Origin of the sequence: Burkholderia sp. HI2761 (assembly GCF_002223355.1) — a bacterium.
Classification (GTDB): domain Bacteria; phylum Pseudomonadota; class Gammaproteobacteria; order Burkholderiales; family Burkholderiaceae; genus Burkholderia.
The window spans coordinates 160,103-176,553 of the sequence record NZ_NKFN01000006.1 but is presented as its reverse complement, the minus strand read 5'-3'; the positions used below and the strand labels follow the sequence as shown (position 1 = coordinate 176,553).

Annotated in this window: 11 protein-coding genes; 8 read left to right on the top strand and 3 right to left on the bottom strand. The window is 67.6% G+C overall.

Translation table 11 applies throughout. The annotated features are described in order from the left end of the window. Positions 1–23 precede the first annotated feature (23 nt). Positions 24–2,486, bottom strand: coding sequence for a DUF3772 domain-containing protein (locus CFB46_RS17390; RefSeq protein WP_089500624.1), 2,463 nt, complete (start codon positions 2,484–2,486; stop codon positions 24–26). A gap of 453 nt (positions 2,487–2,939) precedes the next feature. Here CFB46_RS17390 and CFB46_RS17380 point away from each other — a divergent pair, with 453 nt between their 5' ends. From CFB46_RS17380 to CFB46_RS17365, 5 genes are all read left to right on the top strand, one after another. Continuing rightward, positions 2,940–4,358, top strand: a complete 1,419-nt coding sequence (locus CFB46_RS17380) for an MFS transporter (protein WP_089500622.1) — start codon at positions 2,940–2,942, stop codon at positions 4,356–4,358. A gap of 17 nt (positions 4,359–4,375) precedes the next feature. After that, positions 4,376–4,654 (top strand): hypothetical protein, encoded by a 279-nt coding sequence (locus CFB46_RS35325; protein ID WP_179235079.1) that lies wholly within the window; start codon positions 4,376–4,378, stop codon positions 4,652–4,654. A 98-nt stretch (positions 4,655–4,752) separates the two neighbouring features. Continuing rightward, positions 4,753–6,060 carry a hypothetical protein gene (locus CFB46_RS17375; RefSeq protein ID WP_089500621.1) on the top strand — a complete coding sequence of 436 codons (1,308 nt, stop codon included), beginning with the start codon at positions 4,753–4,755 and terminating at the stop codon, positions 6,058–6,060. A 191-nt stretch (positions 6,061–6,251) separates the two neighbouring features. After that, on the top strand, positions 6,252–7,364 hold the full coding sequence (locus tag CFB46_RS17370) for a porin (protein ID WP_089500620.1): 1,113 nt from the start codon (positions 6,252–6,254) through the stop codon (positions 7,362–7,364). Positions 7,365–7,374: 10 nt separating this feature from the next. Continuing rightward, on the top strand, positions 7,375–8,424 hold the full coding sequence (locus CFB46_RS17365) for a nucleoside hydrolase (RefSeq protein ID WP_027781464.1): 1,050 nt from the start codon (positions 7,375–7,377) through the stop codon (positions 8,422–8,424). 34 nt (positions 8,425–8,458) lie between these two features. Here the strand turns inward: CFB46_RS17365 and CFB46_RS17360 are convergent, their stop codons facing one another. Further along, entirely contained in the window at positions 8,459–9,367 is a 909-nt protein-coding gene (locus CFB46_RS17360; RefSeq protein ID WP_027781463.1) for a LysR family transcriptional regulator, read from the bottom strand. Between the two features lie 94 nt (positions 9,368–9,461). On the opposite strand from CFB46_RS17360, the gene CFB46_RS17355 reads away from it, so the two are divergent. The 3 genes from CFB46_RS17355 to CFB46_RS17345 all read left to right on the top strand — a co-directional run bounded on the left by CFB46_RS17355 (position 9,462) and on the right by CFB46_RS17345 (position 14,077). Further along, positions 9,462–10,811 (top strand): NCS2 family permease, encoded by a 1,350-nt coding sequence (locus tag CFB46_RS17355; protein WP_027781462.1) that lies wholly within the window; start codon positions 9,462–9,464, stop codon positions 10,809–10,811. Positions 10,812–10,856: 45 nt separating this feature from the next. Then, positions 10,857–11,957, top strand: coding sequence for an adenosine deaminase (gene add, locus CFB46_RS17350; RefSeq protein WP_089500619.1), 1,101 nt, complete (start codon positions 10,857–10,859; stop codon positions 11,955–11,957). Positions 11,958–12,181: 224 nt separating this feature from the next. Beyond that, entirely contained in the window at positions 12,182–14,077 is a 1,896-nt protein-coding gene (locus CFB46_RS17345) for a WG repeat-containing protein (RefSeq protein ID WP_089500618.1), read from the top strand. 21 nt (positions 14,078–14,098) lie between these two features. On the opposite strand, the gene CFB46_RS17340 is transcribed toward CFB46_RS17345, so the two are convergent. After that, positions 14,099–16,327: a penicillin-binding protein 1A gene (locus tag CFB46_RS17340; RefSeq protein WP_089500617.1), complete on the bottom strand. Its 2,229-nt coding sequence runs from the start codon at positions 16,325–16,327 to the stop codon at positions 14,099–14,101. Positions 16,328–16,451: the final 124 nt, after the last annotated feature.

Sequence of the window (16,451 nt, the reverse complement as noted above, 5' to 3'; positions counted from 1 at the left end):
GGCGTACCCGTTCAATGGCTCACTTACGATTCGTGCGGCGTCGGGCCATCGTTCGCCGGCATATTCTGCACCATCAGCATCTGCGGACTCGACAGCGTGATCCCCGCCGCGCGCAATTGCTTGAGGATCTCGAACAGCAAGTCGCTCTTCGTCGAACTCGCGATCCGCGGGCTCGACACGTAACCCGTCACGCTCAGCGTGATCCCTTCCGGCGTGAGCTGGCTGAACGTCACCGACGGCGCAGGTTTCTCGAGAATCGCCTGGTGCTCGCGATACGCATCGAGCAGCAGGTCGCGCACCTGCTCGGGATCGGTGTTCAGCGGGAACGTCAGCACCAGCGTCGCGACGCCCTGCGTGCTGTTGCCCATCGTCACGTTGCGCACGTTCTGCGAGATCAGTTGCGAGTTCGGCACGATCACGGTCGAGCGGTCGCTGAGCTGGATTTCGGTGGCGCGCACGTTGATGCGGCGGATGTCGCCTTCGACGCCCGCGATGCTGACCATGTCGCCCACCTTCACCGGGCGCTCGGTCAGCAGGATCAGCCCCGACACGAAGTTCTTCACGATCTCCTGCAGGCCGAAGCCGATACCGACCGACAATGCGCTGACGATCCACGCGAGATTGTTCCACCGGACGCCGAGCAGCCCGAGCGTCATCAGCACGAGCAGCACGTAGCCGACGTTGGTGAACAGCGTGATCAACGACACGCGCATGCCCGTATCCATGCCGAGTGCGGGCATGAACTCGCCGTCGAGCCAGCGGCGCAGCGAGCGCAGCAGGTAGAAGCCGATCGCGAAGCCGATCACGGCGTTCATGATCCGGTCGGGCATGATGTTCAGGCTCTGCAGCCGCTGGCTGCCGATCATCGCGACCGCGCTGTCGAGCAGGTCGCTCGGCGTCGTGCCGAAGCCGCCGGTCAGCAGCGCGATCGCCGCGATCAGCATCAGCAGGCTCGTGCCGAAGCCGGACAGGACCGTGCGCGCCTGGTCGAGGTGGCGGTCCTCGAGCGCGAACAGGTGCTTGATCTGCTGGCCCGACAACAGGCTCGACGAGAACAGGCTTTCGCTCGCGTCGCGCGTCAACTGGATCAGGATGTAGGTCGCGCACAGCACGATCTCGAACCACACGAGCTCGTACGTGATGTAGCGCGCGACCGTGATGTAACCGATCAGGAGTGCGATCAATGAAACGACGATCGCGAGCGTGACGCCGGCATGGATCAGACCGGCGAGCGTCGAGCGTTGCTCGGGCGCCTCGCCTGCCGCCGCGAGTGCGCTGCGCGCACGGTTCGCGCGCAACAGCGATGCGCCGACCGTCAGCGCGACGACGAGCGAGACGATGCCGCGACCGAGCAGCGTGACCGACAGGCTGGTATCGACGATCCGGTTGATCGATTCGAGCGTGCCCGACACCAGCAGCAGCGCGGCCAGAATGCCGGGGAACGGCTTCATCGCGAGTGCGACCGGGTCGGCGAGCGCCGGCAGTCGCCACGACGGATGCTTCGTGCAGAGCAGTGCGCGGCCGAGCCCGGCGATCAACGCGCAGGTTGCGGCGAGCTTCGCGAACTGGTCCCACAGATCGGTCAGCGATGGCGTGAGCTCGTAGTGGCGCGCGACAGCGAGGTAGAAAATCTGAATCGCAATGGCCGTCGCCAGGAAGGTCGACAGCGCGGTCGACAGCGCCAGCGCACTGCGGCGCAAGCGGGTGGGTGGCAGGCGATTCAGCGCGATCCACGCGAGCCCGCGCTCGATGAGCCGGCGCCCGCCGAGCCATGCCGCGAATGCGGCGATCAGCAGCAGCGTGGTGATCGCCCGTTGCCCGGGTACCCACGACGAATGCAGCATGTCGAACAGTTCGCCGTTGAAATCGTCGAGCCGCTGGCGATCGTCCGGCGACAGGTGGAACAACGGCAGCCAGAATTGCGCGCTGAAGATGCTGCCCGAACGGAACGCGAGCTGGTTCTTCAGGAGGCTGCGGTGCAGCTTCGCGAACTGCTCGGTCAGGTTCGTGAGACTCGTCTTCTGGTCGGCGGCCTGCTTCAGCGCGGCGTCGATCTGCGTCTTGCGCGCGTCCAGCGCGGCCCGCTGCTTCGCGACGGCTGCCGTTTCCGGCGCGGCGCCCTCGGCCGGCGGCGGGCCGAGCACGTCGAGCTGCGCCTGAACCTGCGCGCGTTGCGGTGTGAGCTCGCTCTGCAGTTTGGCGACGTCCGCGCTCAGTTCTTGCGCCGAGTCGTCGAGCGCGTCCAGCTCCTTGCTGTTGGACGTAGTCGAGGTCTGCTGCTTGATGCGGTCCAGTTCGGCCTGCATCTGTTTGAGCTGGGCGACGGCGTCGGGCAGCGAGATGGCCGGCACGGTTGTGCCGACGCCGCTTGCGACGGGAGCGGAAGCAGCCGTCGGGAACGCCGATGCGGTCGCGATCGCCGCGAACTGCAGCAGCGCGATCAGCGCGATCCGGCGGGCGTACGTGAATAGTCGTTGTATGGACATGGAATGCTTACGATTTGCCGACGATGCCGGTTGCCGAAAGGCAGCCGGAAGCCGGTAGTTGGCCCGCTAGCATGTTACCGGGGCGCGGAATGCGTGGTTGTACCGATTGCGTGCCCCGTTCGCGGCGATTCCGGCAGCGCGTGGCGGCGCGAAACGCCGCGTGAGGCCCGTACCGTCGGGCCGGCATCGGCCGGGCGCGACGCGGGCGGCGCCGGATCGTCGGTCCGACGCGTTTTCCCGTAGCCGACAGAAGGTTACGCAATTTACACATTATCCGGCGCGAAAACGGGTGCCCGAATCGGTTCGGCGCCTGCAATGCGGCCGGACCGGCGGCGCGCACGTGCGCAAGACGGACGTGCCGGTACAATGCAGCGATTCGCCCGACGGCGGTTCGGCGGTCCGGCGGACAACAACACACAACACGACACGACACGATCAGGAGACGCGCCCAAGATGGCCTCAACGGACAGCCTTTCCCAGGCATCTGCCCAATCCCCATCCGTCGACCCCGGCTCCATCTCGGCCCGCCTCGACCGCCTGCCGCCGACGCGCAGCGTCTGGAAGCTCGTCGTACTGCTGAGCCTCGGCTTCTTCTTCGAACTCTACGATCTGCTCTACAGCGGCTACGTCGCGCCGGGCCTCGTGAAAAGCGGCATCCTTTCCGCGACGACACATGGCTTGTTCGGCACGACGGGCGTCGCGAGCTTCATCGCCGCGCTGTTCTCCGGGCTATTCATCGGCACGATCGCATGCGGCTTCCTCGCCGACCGCTTCGGCCGCCGCGCGATCTTCACGTGGTCGCTGCTGTGGTACACGGCCGCCAACGTCGTGATGGCGTTCCAGGACACCGCGGCCGGGCTGAACTTCTGGCGCTTCGTCGTCGGTCTCGGGCTCGGCGTCGAGATGGTGACGATCGGCACGTACATCTCCGAACTCGTGCCGAAGCAGATTCGCGGCCGCGCGTTCGCGTGCGAGCAGGCGGTGGGGTTCGTCGCGGTGCCGGTGGTCGCGTTCCTCGCTTATCTGCTCGTGCCGCACGCGCCGCTCGGCCTCGACGGCTGGCGCTGGGTCGTGCTGATCGGCGCGCATGGCGCGCTGTTCGTGTGGTGGATTCGCCGCGAACTGCCGGAAAGCCCGCGCTGGCTCGCGCAGCAGGGCCGGGTCGACGAAGCCGACCGCATCATGCGCGCGCTCGAGGCGAAGGTCGAAGCCGAATACGGCCGGCCGCTGCCGCCGCCGGCACCGGCCGAACCCGTCCCGCCGCGCGGCAGCTTCCGCGACATGTGGGTGCCGCCGTATCGCAGCCGCACGATCATGATGACGATCTTCAACGTATTCCAGACGGTCGGTTTCTACGGTTTCGCGAACTGGGTGCCGACGCTGCTGATCAAGCAGGGCATCACGATCACGTCGAGCCTGATGTATTCGAGCGTGATCGCGCTCGCGGCGCCGATCGGCCCGCTGATCGGCCTCGTGATCGCCGACCGCTTCGAGCGCAAGTCGGTGATTGTCGCGATGGCAGCGGCGATCGTCGTCTGCGGGCTGCTGTTCAGTCAGACGACGGTGGGCGCGTTCCTGATCGTGCTCGGCATCGGCCTCACGCTCGCGAGCAACATCATGTCGTACAGCTTCCACGCGTACCAGGCCGAGTTGTTCCCGACGTCGATCCGCGCGCGGGCCGTCGGCTTCGTCTATTCGTGGAGCCGCTTCTCGGCGATCTTCTCGTCGTTCGTGATCGCGGCCGTGCTGAAGGGCTTCGGCACCTTCGGCGTGTTCGCGTTCATCGCGGGCGCGATGGCGATCGTGATGGCCGCGATCGGGCTCATGGGGCCGCGCACGAAGGGCATCGCGCTCGAAACCATCTCGAAGTAGTGCGCAGGTGCGCACGCGTGTCGCACGGTTCGGTGCGGCATGCGTGCGATGCGGTGGAGATCCGGTTTCCGGTCGACGAGCGCTCCAAAAAAGCTTCGTCATGCAAATCAACTGGAGGCGCACGCGAACCGGATGAAACGCGCAACCCTTCGGACGCGTACCTGAAACATTCAACAGGCAAGCCTGCCACGCAACGAAGACACAAGCGGAAACGAGTTGAAACAAAGCGTGACGAAGCGCAATTTCGCCGTGGAATCGCGGTTTTCATCGCTGCCGATTCGCGGATGGACGAGTAAAATGGAGGGCCTGACGACTCATTAGCCGCCATCGGAGCGCCCGCGTTGCATCAGCGAACGACTCCACCGCGAAGAGGCGTCGGCGTCGGGCGCACGCGATGCGCCGGACGTGTCGATGGCTTGCGCGGAAGATGCGCCGCTCGCACCAGCACCACGCGGCGGCCGGATCGGCCGATGGCTTCGAACGTATGATTCTTGCCCACCTGGCGCGGCGTTTTGCGAAGCCGCGTTGCCGTAACCGCGCAGTCGCCGCATACGTGTGGCTCGCTGCCGCGGTGTCGATTTCCGTTCTCGCCGAACGGCCTGCCTTTGCCGCGTCCGACGCGCCAGCGTCTGTCGCGCAATCGTCATCGGTTGCGTCGCCTGCCTCGGCGGCCTCTCCTGCGCATCCTGCTTCGTCTGCGCATGCGACGTCGGGCGCATCGGCCGCAGCGCCGACATCGGCCGCGTCACGAACGAATCACGCGAATCATGCGGAACCCGCGAGCGCGGCATCGGGCGCATCGGCCGCTTCCGCCGCGTCGGCCACCGCGCCGGCATCGGCCGCATCCGGCACGCCCGCCAGCGAGGCCGAGCCGCCTCCGCCCACTCCGCCGCGCCGGCATCCGCCGCTGTCGGCCGAGGAGGCGCAGAACGCGACGACGCGCGCGCTCGACATGCGCAAGCGTTTCACGCAGGAAGTCACGCGGCGCCTGAACGTGCCGGCGAGCGAGCAGCGCGCGTATGGCGAGCGACTCCAGAAAGCGCTCGCCGATGCGGATCTCGGCGATCTCGCCGGCGAATACGTCGCGATGGTCGACCGCGCGCCGAACGTGCAGGCGCTGTTCATCTACTTCCGCGCGACGCCGGCCAATGCGTGGCTGATGATCGGCGCATCCCCGGTCGGCACCGGCCTGCCGGGCCAGTACGACCATTTCCTGACGCCGCTCGGCGTGTTCCATCACTCGCCCGACACGATGGACTTCCGCGCGGAAGGGACGACGAACGAGAACGGCATTCGCGGCTATGGCCGCCGCGACATGCGCATCTACGACTTCGGCTGGGTGGACGGCGAGCGCGGCTGGGGCAAGGGCGGCGTATCGCCGATGCGCTTCCAGATGCATGCGACCGACCCCGATCGCCTCGAACCGCTGCTCGGCATCCGGCACTCGAAAGGGTGCGTGCGGATACCGGCGTCGCTGAACACGTTCTTCGACCGGCACGGCCTGCTCGACGACGATTACCAGGCGCGTGTCGAGGACGGCAAGTCGCTGTGGGTGCTGCGTCGCGATCGCGACATCACGCCGATCGCGGGCCGCTATCTGGTCGTGATCGACAGTGCCCGCAAGACCCGCCCGGCCTGGTCGCCGATGCCGGGGCGCGGTGCGTGGGCGAAGCTGCCGAAGGGCGGCGATACGGCAGACTGACGGCCGAGGCGGCGAACGCGGCAGCGGCGGGGCGTGTCGCCCGCGCTTCGCTGCTCATGAAAACGAGAATAAATCCGTTTTATCGACGCATAAGAAAAGCAAACTTTTATTATCCGATCCGGGTTCGTATAGTCGAGTCCAGTTTCGCGGAACCCCGCCGCGCCTGGACCACCACCGACCACACGACCCGCATGAAAACTCTCTACAAGCTCGCTCCGCTCGCGATGCTCGGCGCCTTCGCGACCCATGCCGGCGCGCAAAGCAGCATCACGCTGTACGGTCTCATCTCGGCCGGCGTCGGGTTCGCGACCAACCAGGGCGGCAAGAACGCCTGGCAGGCGCTGTCCGGCACGAACCAGAATCCGCGCTGGGGGTTGAAGGGCAAGGAGGATCTCGGGCAGGGGCTGTCCGCGATCTTCCAGCTCGAGAACGGCTTCAACGTGATGACGGGCACGGCCGCGCAGAACGGCCGCGAGTTCGGGCGCATGGCCTACGTCGGCCTCGCCGACCGCACCTACGGCTCGCTGACGTTCGGTCGCCAGTACGACGCGATCCACGACTACATCGGGCCCGTGATCATCGCGAGCAACGGCGTGAACATCGGCGACAACGACAACGGCTACAACGACATCCGCGTGCAGAACTCGGTGAAGTACGTGAGCCCCGTCTACTACGGCCTGAAGTTTACCGCGCTGTACGGCTTCAGCAACGCGACGGGCTTCGCGAACAACAGCGCATACAGCTTCGGGCTCGGTTACGAGCGGGGCCCGCTGCGCTGGAGCGCGGTCTACGCGCAGTACAACCATCCGTACAGCGGCACGAACCAGGACGGCGCGATCGCGAACGACTATGCGTCGCCGCTGCTGATCTTCAGCAAGAGCGCGATGTCGCCGGCGGCGTACGCAAGCCGGCAGCGGATCGCGGGCACCGGCGGGTTCTACACGATCGGCCGCGCGCAGTTCGCGGCGATGTTTACCGACGTGCGCTACGATTACCTCGACAATTCGCATCTGCACCTGCAGAACATCGGCGTGAACGTCGTCTATACGATGACGCCGCAGCTCTTTCTCGGCGCGGCATATGCGTTCACGAACGGCAAGTACGACGTGATCGACAAGCGTCCGAAATGGCACCAGGTGAACCTGCAGGCCGATTACTTCCTGTCGAAACGCACCGACGTCGCGCTGACGGTGATTGCGCAGCAGGCGGCCGGCGACGCGGACCATGCGCAGATCTTCGCGTACGCGCGTTCGACCGGCACGCGCCAGATGATGGCGACGCTCGGCGTCCGGCACGTTTTCTGAGTCCCCGACCATGACCCATCCGATCGCATCCCGCCGCAGCTTCCTGAAACTGTCGGCCGCGCTGGCCGGCACCGCGCTGCTGCCCGAAACGGGCGCATTCGCCGCCGGCGACGCCGCGCGCCGCACGGTGATCATCGATACCGATCCGGGGCAGGACGACGCCATCGCGATCCTGTTCGCGCTGGGCGCGCAGGACCGGCTCGACGTCCGCGCGCTGACCGCCGTCGCGGGCAACGTGCCGCTCGATCTGACCGAACGCAATGCGCGGATCATCCGCGACTGGGCCGGCCGCACGAAGACGCTGCCCGTTTATGCAGGTTGCCCGCGCCCGCTCGTGCGTGACCTGGTGACGGCCGCGAACGTGCACGGCAAGACAGGGCTCGAAGGCGTCGAACTGCACGAGCCGCGCGCGCCGCTTGCTGCCGGCCATGCGGTGTCGTATCTCGTCGATACGCTGAGCCGAGCGGCGCCGAACAGCGTGACGCTGTGCGCGCTCGGCCCGCTGACGAACATCGCGACCGCGCTGGTCGAGGCACCGCAGATTCGCGGCGCGCTGCGCGAAATCGTGCTGATGGGCGGTGCGTTCTTCGAACGCGGCAACATCACGCCGGCCGCCGAGTTCAACATCTACGTCGATCCGCAGGCGGCCGATGCGGTGTTCGGCAGCGGCGTGCCGATCGTCGTGCTGCCGCGCGACGTCGCCGTGAAGGCGCCGATCACGCCGGCACGCGTGGCGCCGTTCCGCGCGCTCGGCAACCGCTGCGGCGCGATCGTCGCGGACATCATGACGGCCGAACTGGCATACAACAAGAAGCGGCGCGGCGTCGACGACGGGCCGATGTACGACCCGACCGCGGTCGGCTACCTCGTCGATCCGACGATGTTCGGCGGACGCAAGGTGAACGTCGTGGTCGAGACGACCGGGCAGTGGACGCTCGGCGAGACCGTCGTCGACTGGAATGGGCGCAGCGGCCGCGCGGCGAACGCGACGTGGATCAATGAGGTCGACGCGGACCGCTTCTACGCGGCGCTCGTCGAGCGCATCGCGAAGCTGCCCTGAACGCGGGCCGTCGCGCGGCGAACGGAATCATGAATCAGATGTGCTTCGCAATCCACTCGCGGCAGGCGCGCACGTGCGGGCCGCGATCGTCGCCGGCGAGCGAGATCAGCGAGATCGCGCGGGTGACGCGCGGTTTGTCGACGCGCAGCGCGACGAGTTCGGGATCGTGCAGATGCATCGTGTAGAGGCTCGGCAGTACGGCGGTCGCGAGGCCGTTGCGCGCGAGCGCGTAGAGCGGCTCGGTGTATTCCATCCGGTACGCGACGTTCAGGCGCAGCTTTCCGGCGCCGCCGGTGCGATGCAGCGATTCGCTGACGCTGCCGCGCACGAACACCGCGAGTTCGCGATCGACGAGCTTCGCCCACGTGACGCTCTTCGCGCGGGCGAGCGGATCGTCGTGCCGCACGACGATCACGATCTCGTCCTCGAAGAGTTGCTGGTAGCGCAGCGTGCCATCGTCGCCGTCGGGTTCGCGCACGCCGATGCCGAGATCGGCGACGCCGTCGCGCACCGCTTCGACGAGCGCGCTGTTCGGCAGGTCGGTGAGCGTAAAGCGCAGCGTCGGCTGCGTGTCGCGCAGCGTGTTGAGTGCGGGCAGCAGGCGGCCCGCTACCGACGGGATGAACGCGATGCGTACGGTCTGGATGCGTTCGCCGGTGAGCCGCGTCATGTCGTCGAAGGTGCCGCGCGCCTGGTTGAGCAGGCGTTCGGCGAGCGGCAGCACGGCTTCGCCTGCGGACGTCAGTGTGAGCCGGTGCGCGGAACGCGCGAACAGGCGACCGCCGAGCAGGAACTCGATCTGGCGGATCGATGCGGTGAGCGCGGGCTGCGTGAGCGACAGCGCCTGCGCGGCCTGTGTGAAGCTGCGTGCATGGGCGAGCACGACGAAGTGCTGGACCTGCCGCAGCGTGAGCGCGGGCAGCAGCGACGAGCGGTCGGACATCGGGCAATAACGGTCGGGATGCGGTACGCGGCAGTATAAGACCGCGCTGCGCGAACCGACACAGGACAATATTCGGAATCACGGGAGAACCACCATGTCAGCGACTGACACGATGCCGGCGCGTGCGCCGGCCAACTGGCTCGAACGCCGCTTCGCGCTCGCCGCGCGCGGCACGAGCGTGCGCACCGAAACGATCGCGGGCGTCACGTCGTTTCTCGCGGCGGCATACCTGCTCGTCGTGATCCCGTCGCTGCTCGCGACGGGCGGCATGGAGCGCGGCGCGGCGACGACCGCGACGATCATCGTGTTCGTGCTGTTCACCACGCTGATGGGGCTCTACGCGAACCTGCCGTTCCTCGTCGGCCCCGGTATCGGCGGCTCGGTGATCATCGGCGTGACGCTCGCGACGACCGAGCACGTCGGCTGGCAGACGGGCCTCGGCATCGCGTGCGTGTCGGGCGTGCTGTTCTTCCTGCTGACGATATTCGGAGCGCGCGGCGTCGTGGTGCGGCTGATTCCGGTGCAGATCAAGCTCGGGCTCGGCGCGTCGATCGGGTTGTTCGTCACGATGCTCGGGCTGCGCAATGCGGGAATGGTCGTCGCGAACGCGAAGACCAACGCGTTCGCGCTCGGCGACTTCTCGCGGCCGGGCGCGCTCGTCGCGCTGATCGGCCTTGCTGTCGCGATCGTGCTGCAGGCGCGCAAGGTGCCCGGCGCGATCCTGATCGCGATTCTCGTCGCGGCCGCGGCCGGCGTGCCGCTCGGCGTCACGCACCTGCCCGCGTCGTTCATGTCGCTGCCGCACGGCATCGCGCCGATCGCGTTCAAGCTCGATATCGGCAGCGCGTTGAGTCTGGCCGCCGCGCCGTACCTGTTCGCGTTCTTCGCGGCCGAATTCTTCTCCACGCTCGGCACTGCGCTCGCGGTCGGCGCGAAGGCAAACCTGCTCGACGAACAGGGCAACCTGCCGAACATCAACCGGCCGTTCCTCGTCGATTCGCTCGCCGCGACGCTCGGCCCCGTGTTCGGCATTCCCGCACTGACCGCGCTGATCGAGTCGGCGGCTGGTGTCGAGGCCGGTGGCCGCAGCGGGCTGTCGTCGCTGGCTGCTGCCGTGCTGTTCGCCGCGATGCTGCTGTTCGTGCCGGTCGCGCTCGCGATCCCGAAGGAGGCCACCGCGCCGGCGCTGATCCTGATCGGGTTGTCGATGTTCGCAACGATCCGCCATACGCATTTCGACGACTTCACCGACGCGCTGCCCGTGATGTCGATGGTGCTGCTCACGCTGATGTCGAACAGTTTCGGTACCGGCATTGCGGGCGGGCTGCTGTGCTACGTGCTCGTCAAGCTGCTGGCCGGCCGCTGGCGCGACCTGTCGTGGGGGCTCGTCGTGCTCGCGATTCCGCTCGGCTATTACTTCTGGACCGTCGTGAAGCCGCACTGAGAGACGGCTTTCGCGACGCATCGGCACTACCCACAAGAGACTGACATGAAGGGAACACCAGGCAATGTCCCGGCCGCGCGCACGGGCATCGACATCACGCCGGCCCATCGGGCCTTCTTCCACGCGCTGCCGAAGGTCGAGCTGCATTGCCATCTGCTCGGCGCGGTGCGGCACGACACGTTCGTCGCGCTCGCGGAACGCAGCGGCGCGCCGATCGAGCGTGCGGAGATCGATGCGTTCTATGCGCGCGGCGAGAAGCCGGTCGGCGTGCTGCACGTACTGCGCGCGCTCGACAAGTATCTGCTCACGCAGCCCGACGACCTGCGGCGGATCACGTACGAGTACCTGGAAGACGCGGCCGCGCACAACGTTCGGCATGCAGAATTTTTCTGGAACCCCACGGGTACGGTGCGCATCTCGGGCATCACGTATGCGGACGCACAGGCCGCGATCGTGACGGCGATCCGCGATGCCGCGCGCGACTTCGGGATCGGCGCACGCCTGATCCCGAGCATCGATCGTGAGCAGGACCCCGACGAAGCAGTGGCGATCGTCGAATGGATGAAGGCGAATCGTGCGGACGAGGTCGCGGGGCTCGGGATCGACTATCGCGAGAACGACCGGCCGCCGGAGTTGTTCTGGAAGGCTTACCGCAATGCGCGCGCGGCCGGCTTCCGCACGACCGCGCATGCGGGCGAGTTCGGGATGCCGTGGCGCAACGTCGAGACGGCCGTCGATCTGCTGCAGGTCGATCGCGTCGATCACGGCTATACGATCGTCGACAACCCCGAGCTGTGCGCGCGCTATGCGGAACGCGGGATCGTGTTCACCGTCGTGCCGACGAATTCGTACTACCTGCGGACGCTGCCGCCGGAGCAATGGGCGGAGCTGCATCCGATGCGCAAGATGCCGGGTCTCGGGCTGAAGATCCACCCGAATACCGACGATCCCACGCTGCACAAGGTCAATCCGAGCGAGGCGTGGGAGCTGATGTTCAGCCATTTCCGCTTCACGGTCGCGGAGCTGAAGCAGTTCATGCTGAACGGGATCGACGGCGCGTGGGCCGATGACGCGACGAAGGCTGCGTGGCGTGCGGCATGGGCGCCGGAGTTCGACGCGCTGGCAGGCACGCTCGCCACGGGCTGAACGCGATCGAGTGCTTCGCCGGTCGGCGCGTCGCCCGGCCGGCGATTCTTTCGGATGGGGAAGGTGGTCGCCCTCGAAATCGGACAGCGTGCCTGCGCGCCGTCATGGTTGAACGATGAGGGCGATGGTGAGCGACGCAGGCGGCAACCGCCGGCGTCTGGCGTGCTCCTATAATGAGCGCCGACACGATCACGGCAACAATAAAAACGAGGGCGACCCTTCCGATGGGCAATCGAGCATGGCTCTATCTCCAGGCCGGTGACGGCGACGACGCGCGAATGATCCCGTTCGCGGAATCCAATAACCACTTCCCGCTGCTGTGGCGCGTGCTGCTTGCCGACGGCGGCGCAGGCGACGCGATTACCGATCAGCGCGTGTTCGGCGACGCCGGCACGTCGAATCTCGTGAGCGACGCACGCGCCGCGCATGCGCGCGTCAGCCGGCTCGCATCGTTCGTCGCCGCGTATCCGCTGCCGGGCGACGATCCGGCGCTGGCGCGCCAGTTCGATGCGGTCGTGCGTCATCTCGGCGAATCGATCGATGCGCTCGGCGACGTGCATGGCGCGCCCAGGCTATCCGCGAACCTCGACGAACTGGCATGGCTCGACGACGGCGATCCGAGCGACTACATCGACGCGGAGCGCGATGCCTGCACGCGCCTGTGGTGGCGCGTCGCGAACTGCATGGACTTCCGTGACGTGCGCGGCGTGCGCGACGTGCTCGAGATCGACATGCCCGCCGACTGGCGCGACTGGGCGTGGGGCTTCGGGTTCGGCGGCCTGTCGCACTACTACTTCTGGCGCCAGGAACCGCCGCGCCGCGCGACCTATGAAGATCTGTTCGGCGGCTGCGAACTGCATGGCGACTATCTCGGCGACGGCACGTTCAGCTTTCGCGCGCGCAACGGGCAGTGGGGCGTACGGCGCGAAACCGACGATGCATGGAGCGTGATCGTGCTGCCCGAATGGGCGAACCTGTGGGCCAGCGGCGCGCGTAACGATCGGTTGTTGTGGGCCGCGCGCGACGGAAAGGTCGGCCTGTTGCTCGCCGACGGCGAGGGGGCGCGGATCGTGCGCGAACCGGCGTTCGACGCAGTATGGGATTTCAGCGGCGACGTCGCCTGCGTGCGCGTTGGCGAGCGGTTCGGGCTTGTGCGTACGGACGGTGCATGGGTGCTGGAACCGACGCTCGATGATTTCGGCGAGTTCGCCGGCGGCGTCGCGTCCGCGAGTCTGGACGGCCGCTGGGGCTTCGTCGACACGCATGGCGCGTGGGTGATTCCGCCGCGTTTCGACGACGCGCATGAATTCGTGAGCGGCGGCGTCGCGGCGGTAGCCGAAGGCGGGCGGTGGGGGCTGATCGGGCGCGACGGGCAATGGCGCGCGCAGCCGGAGTGGGCGGCGCTCGAATGGTCGTCCGAGTGCGCCGCGTTCGTCGCGCGGCGCAATGGTCACGTCGGTCTCGTCGATGCGAAAGGCCGGGTGATCGTCGAACCGCATTACGCGGAAGTGGCCCCGCTGACCGACGGCGACCACGCGGAAATGTTCGACGAACTCGGCGCGATCCGCCATATCGTGCGGCGCGACGACAGGCGTTGCGCGATCGTCGACGGGCAGGGCCGCGTGCTCACGCCGTTCGACTTCGTCGACATGGGCGCGCTGTCGTGGTTGCCCGACGACGAAGCGGTGCCTGGCGAGCTGTTCACGCGTTACGCGATCGGCGTCCTGCCGGGCGAGCCGGTGCAGCTGGCGATCTGCGATCTCGAGACGGGTGCGACGATCGCGCAGGGGCGCTACGACGATGTCGCCGGCCTGTTCTGGGGTGCCGATCACGGCTGGCTGGCCTGCGTGCAGCACGACGGCAACGACGTGCGCGCGACGGTGCTGCGCGCGGACGGCACCGTGCTCCATCCGGCGCATTACACGAGGATCGGCGACGACACGCTGTTCGACGACGATCGCGACGACGATGCCGCGCATGCGACGTCGATGCCGTGGTTCGTCCGCCGTGTCGAGATCGCGCAGCGCTGGAGCGTGGACGAACCGGTCGCCGCATTGCGCGACGACGGCGTGCCCGTATGGCTGTACGCGGACGGGCACGCGACGACGACGCCTCGGTAGCCCGGCGCGTCGCCGGCACGCTCAGCGAAAGAACCTCAGCCAGTCGAACAGCCCCGAATGCTGCGCGCGCCGCTTCGGCGCCGGCGCGCTGCGCGGCCGGAAGTCCGGCGAGAACTGCACGTGCGGATCGATCGCCCGCGCGCGCAGCGCCGCATCGTAGAACGACCCGACGATCGGCAGCGCGCTGTGCGCGCCCGCGCCCCAGTAGTCGCTGCGCAGCGTCACGCTGCCGTCGTCGAAGCCGACCCACGCGCCGGCCACCAGTTGCGGATGCATCAGGATGAACCAGCCGTCCGTGTTGTCCTGCGTCGTGCCGGTCTTCCCCGCGACGTCGATCCGAATTCCGTAGCGCGAGCGGATGTCGGCACCGGTGCCGTAATCGACGACGCCGCGCATCGCGTCGACAAGCGTCTGCGCCGCGGCCACCGGTAATGCACGCTCGGGCGGCGCACTGCCGAACGCGGCGAGCACCTTGCCGTCGCGATCCTCGATGCGCGTGATCATCTGCGGCGCGACGTACACGCCGCGGTTCGCGATCGTGCCGTACGCGGACACCATTTCCTTCAGCGTGACGGGGCTCGTGCCGAGCGCGAGCGACGGCACCGCATCGAGCGGGCTGTCGCGCACCCCCATCGCGCGGGCGAGCTGCGCGACCTTCGCGGGGCCTTCGTGCTGCATGACCTGCGCGGTGATACGGTTGCGCGACAGCGCGAGCCCGTCGCGCAGCGTCATCGGCTCGCCGGTCGGCGGTTCCGCATCGGTTGGCCGCCACACGGCGCGGCCGTCGATCGGGATTGCGACGGGGCGATCGACGAACGTATCGCCCGGCCGCATCCCGTCCGCGAACGCGGCGCCATAGACGAACGGCTTGAATGTCGAACCCGGCTGGCGTCGCGCTTGCGCGACGTGATCGAACGGCGCGCTGCCGAAATCGGGGCTGCCGACCCAGGCGCGAATCGCGCCGTTGCGCGGATCGATCGCGACGAAGCCGGCCTGTACCTGCGTCTTGCGCTCGCACAGCGCCCGCATGAAGTCGCGATTCGCGCCGAGCTGCTTCAGCGCCACCACATCGGCGAGCCCCGTGTCGCGCGCCTGGCGATACTCGGGCGTCTGGCGCATGAAGCTGCGGAACAGATCGTTGCGCAGCCCGCAGCCGGACGGCCCGCGCCATGCGCCGTCGGCGATCGCCTGCAGCCATTCGGTCTGTCGCGTCAGCGCCTGCGTGGCCATGTCCTGCAGCCGCGCATCGAGCGTCGTGCGCACGACGAGGCCGTCCGAGTAGAGATCGTAGTTGTTGCGGTCGGCCCACGCGATCAGCCACTTGCGCAGTTGCACCGCGAAATGCGGCGCGAGGCCCGGCTGCGCCGTCTGCCGTTCGAAGTCGACGCGCAGCGGCTGGTGCTGCAGTTTCGCGAGTTGCCGCGGCGACAGCATGCCCATCTGCGCCATCCGGCCGAGTACGATGTTGCGCCGCTGGACTGCCCGCTCCGGATTCAGCACCGGGTTGTAGTAGCTGTTGCCCTTCAACATCCCGACGAGCGTCGCGCTTTCCGCGATGTCGAGCTGGTCCGCCGACTTGCCGAAGTAGGTGCGCGCAGCCATTTCGACGCCGTAGGCGTTGTACAGGAACGGCACGGTATTCAGGTAGGTTTCGAGAATCTCGTCCTTGCTGTACACCGATTCGATCTTGAACGCGGTGATCAGCTCCTTCATCTTGCGCGTGAGCGTCGGCGCGCGGCCGACTTCGTCGGGATACAGGTTGCGTGCGAGCTGCTGCGTGATCGTCGAGCCGCCCTGGCGTTCGCCCGAGAACGTATGCAGCCCGGCCGCGAGCGTGCGGCGCCAGTCGATGCCGTGATGCGCGTAGAAGCGGTGATCCTCGGTCGCGATCAGCGCGTCGACCATGTGCGGCGAGATCTGCTTGAGCGGCACCCATTCGCGGTTCACGGGCCGGAATTCGGCGATCAGCTGGCCGTCGGCCGACAGCACGCGCGCGGGGCGGTCGATGCGCGCCTTGCGGATGTCGCCGATGCTCGGCGTGAACGGAACGAACGCGAGCAGGACCAGCAGGCCCAGCACGGGAATCGCGGCGAGCGTCAGCGCCACGCCGCGCCGGGTCGGATGGCGCAGGCGATGCAGCGCGCCGGCACACAGTGCGCGGACGCGCGTGCGGCACGCGGCGGCGAGCGGCGCGACACGGGCGCGGCAACGGAGCCACGCGTTTCGGAGAAACGGCACGAAGCGATTCAAGGCGGCAGGGACGCGGAAGGAAGACGCGCGATCCTAGCAAACGGAGCCCGCGCGCCGGCCGCCGAAACGGCCGTTTGCTTGCAGGATTTACAGACGATTACGTTTGTTGCCCGCCGACAACCTT

Coding starts and splice junctions, on each gene's coding strand:
- CFB46_RS17390 (WP_089500624.1), bottom strand. CDS start 2,486: ATGTCCATACAACGACTATTCACGTACGCCCGCCGGATCGCGCTGATC.
- CFB46_RS17380 (WP_089500622.1), top strand. CDS start 2,940: ATGGCCTCAACGGACAGCCTTTCCCAGGCATCTGCCCAATCCCCATCC.
- CFB46_RS17375 (WP_089500621.1), top strand. CDS start 4,753: ATGCGCCGGACGTGTCGATGGCTTGCGCGGAAGATGCGCCGCTCGCAC.
- CFB46_RS17370 (WP_089500620.1), top strand. CDS start 6,252: ATGAAAACTCTCTACAAGCTCGCTCCGCTCGCGATGCTCGGCGCCTTC.
- CFB46_RS17365 (WP_027781464.1), top strand. CDS start 7,375: ATGACCCATCCGATCGCATCCCGCCGCAGCTTCCTGAAACTGTCGGCC.
- CFB46_RS17360 (WP_027781463.1), bottom strand. CDS start 9,367: ATGTCCGACCGCTCGTCGCTGCTGCCCGCGCTCACGCTGCGGCAGGTC.
- CFB46_RS17355 (WP_027781462.1), top strand. CDS start 9,462: ATGTCAGCGACTGACACGATGCCGGCGCGTGCGCCGGCCAACTGGCTC.
- add (WP_089500619.1), top strand. CDS start 10,857: ATGAAGGGAACACCAGGCAATGTCCCGGCCGCGCGCACGGGCATCGAC.
- CFB46_RS17345 (WP_089500618.1), top strand. CDS start 12,182: ATGGGCAATCGAGCATGGCTCTATCTCCAGGCCGGTGACGGCGACGAC.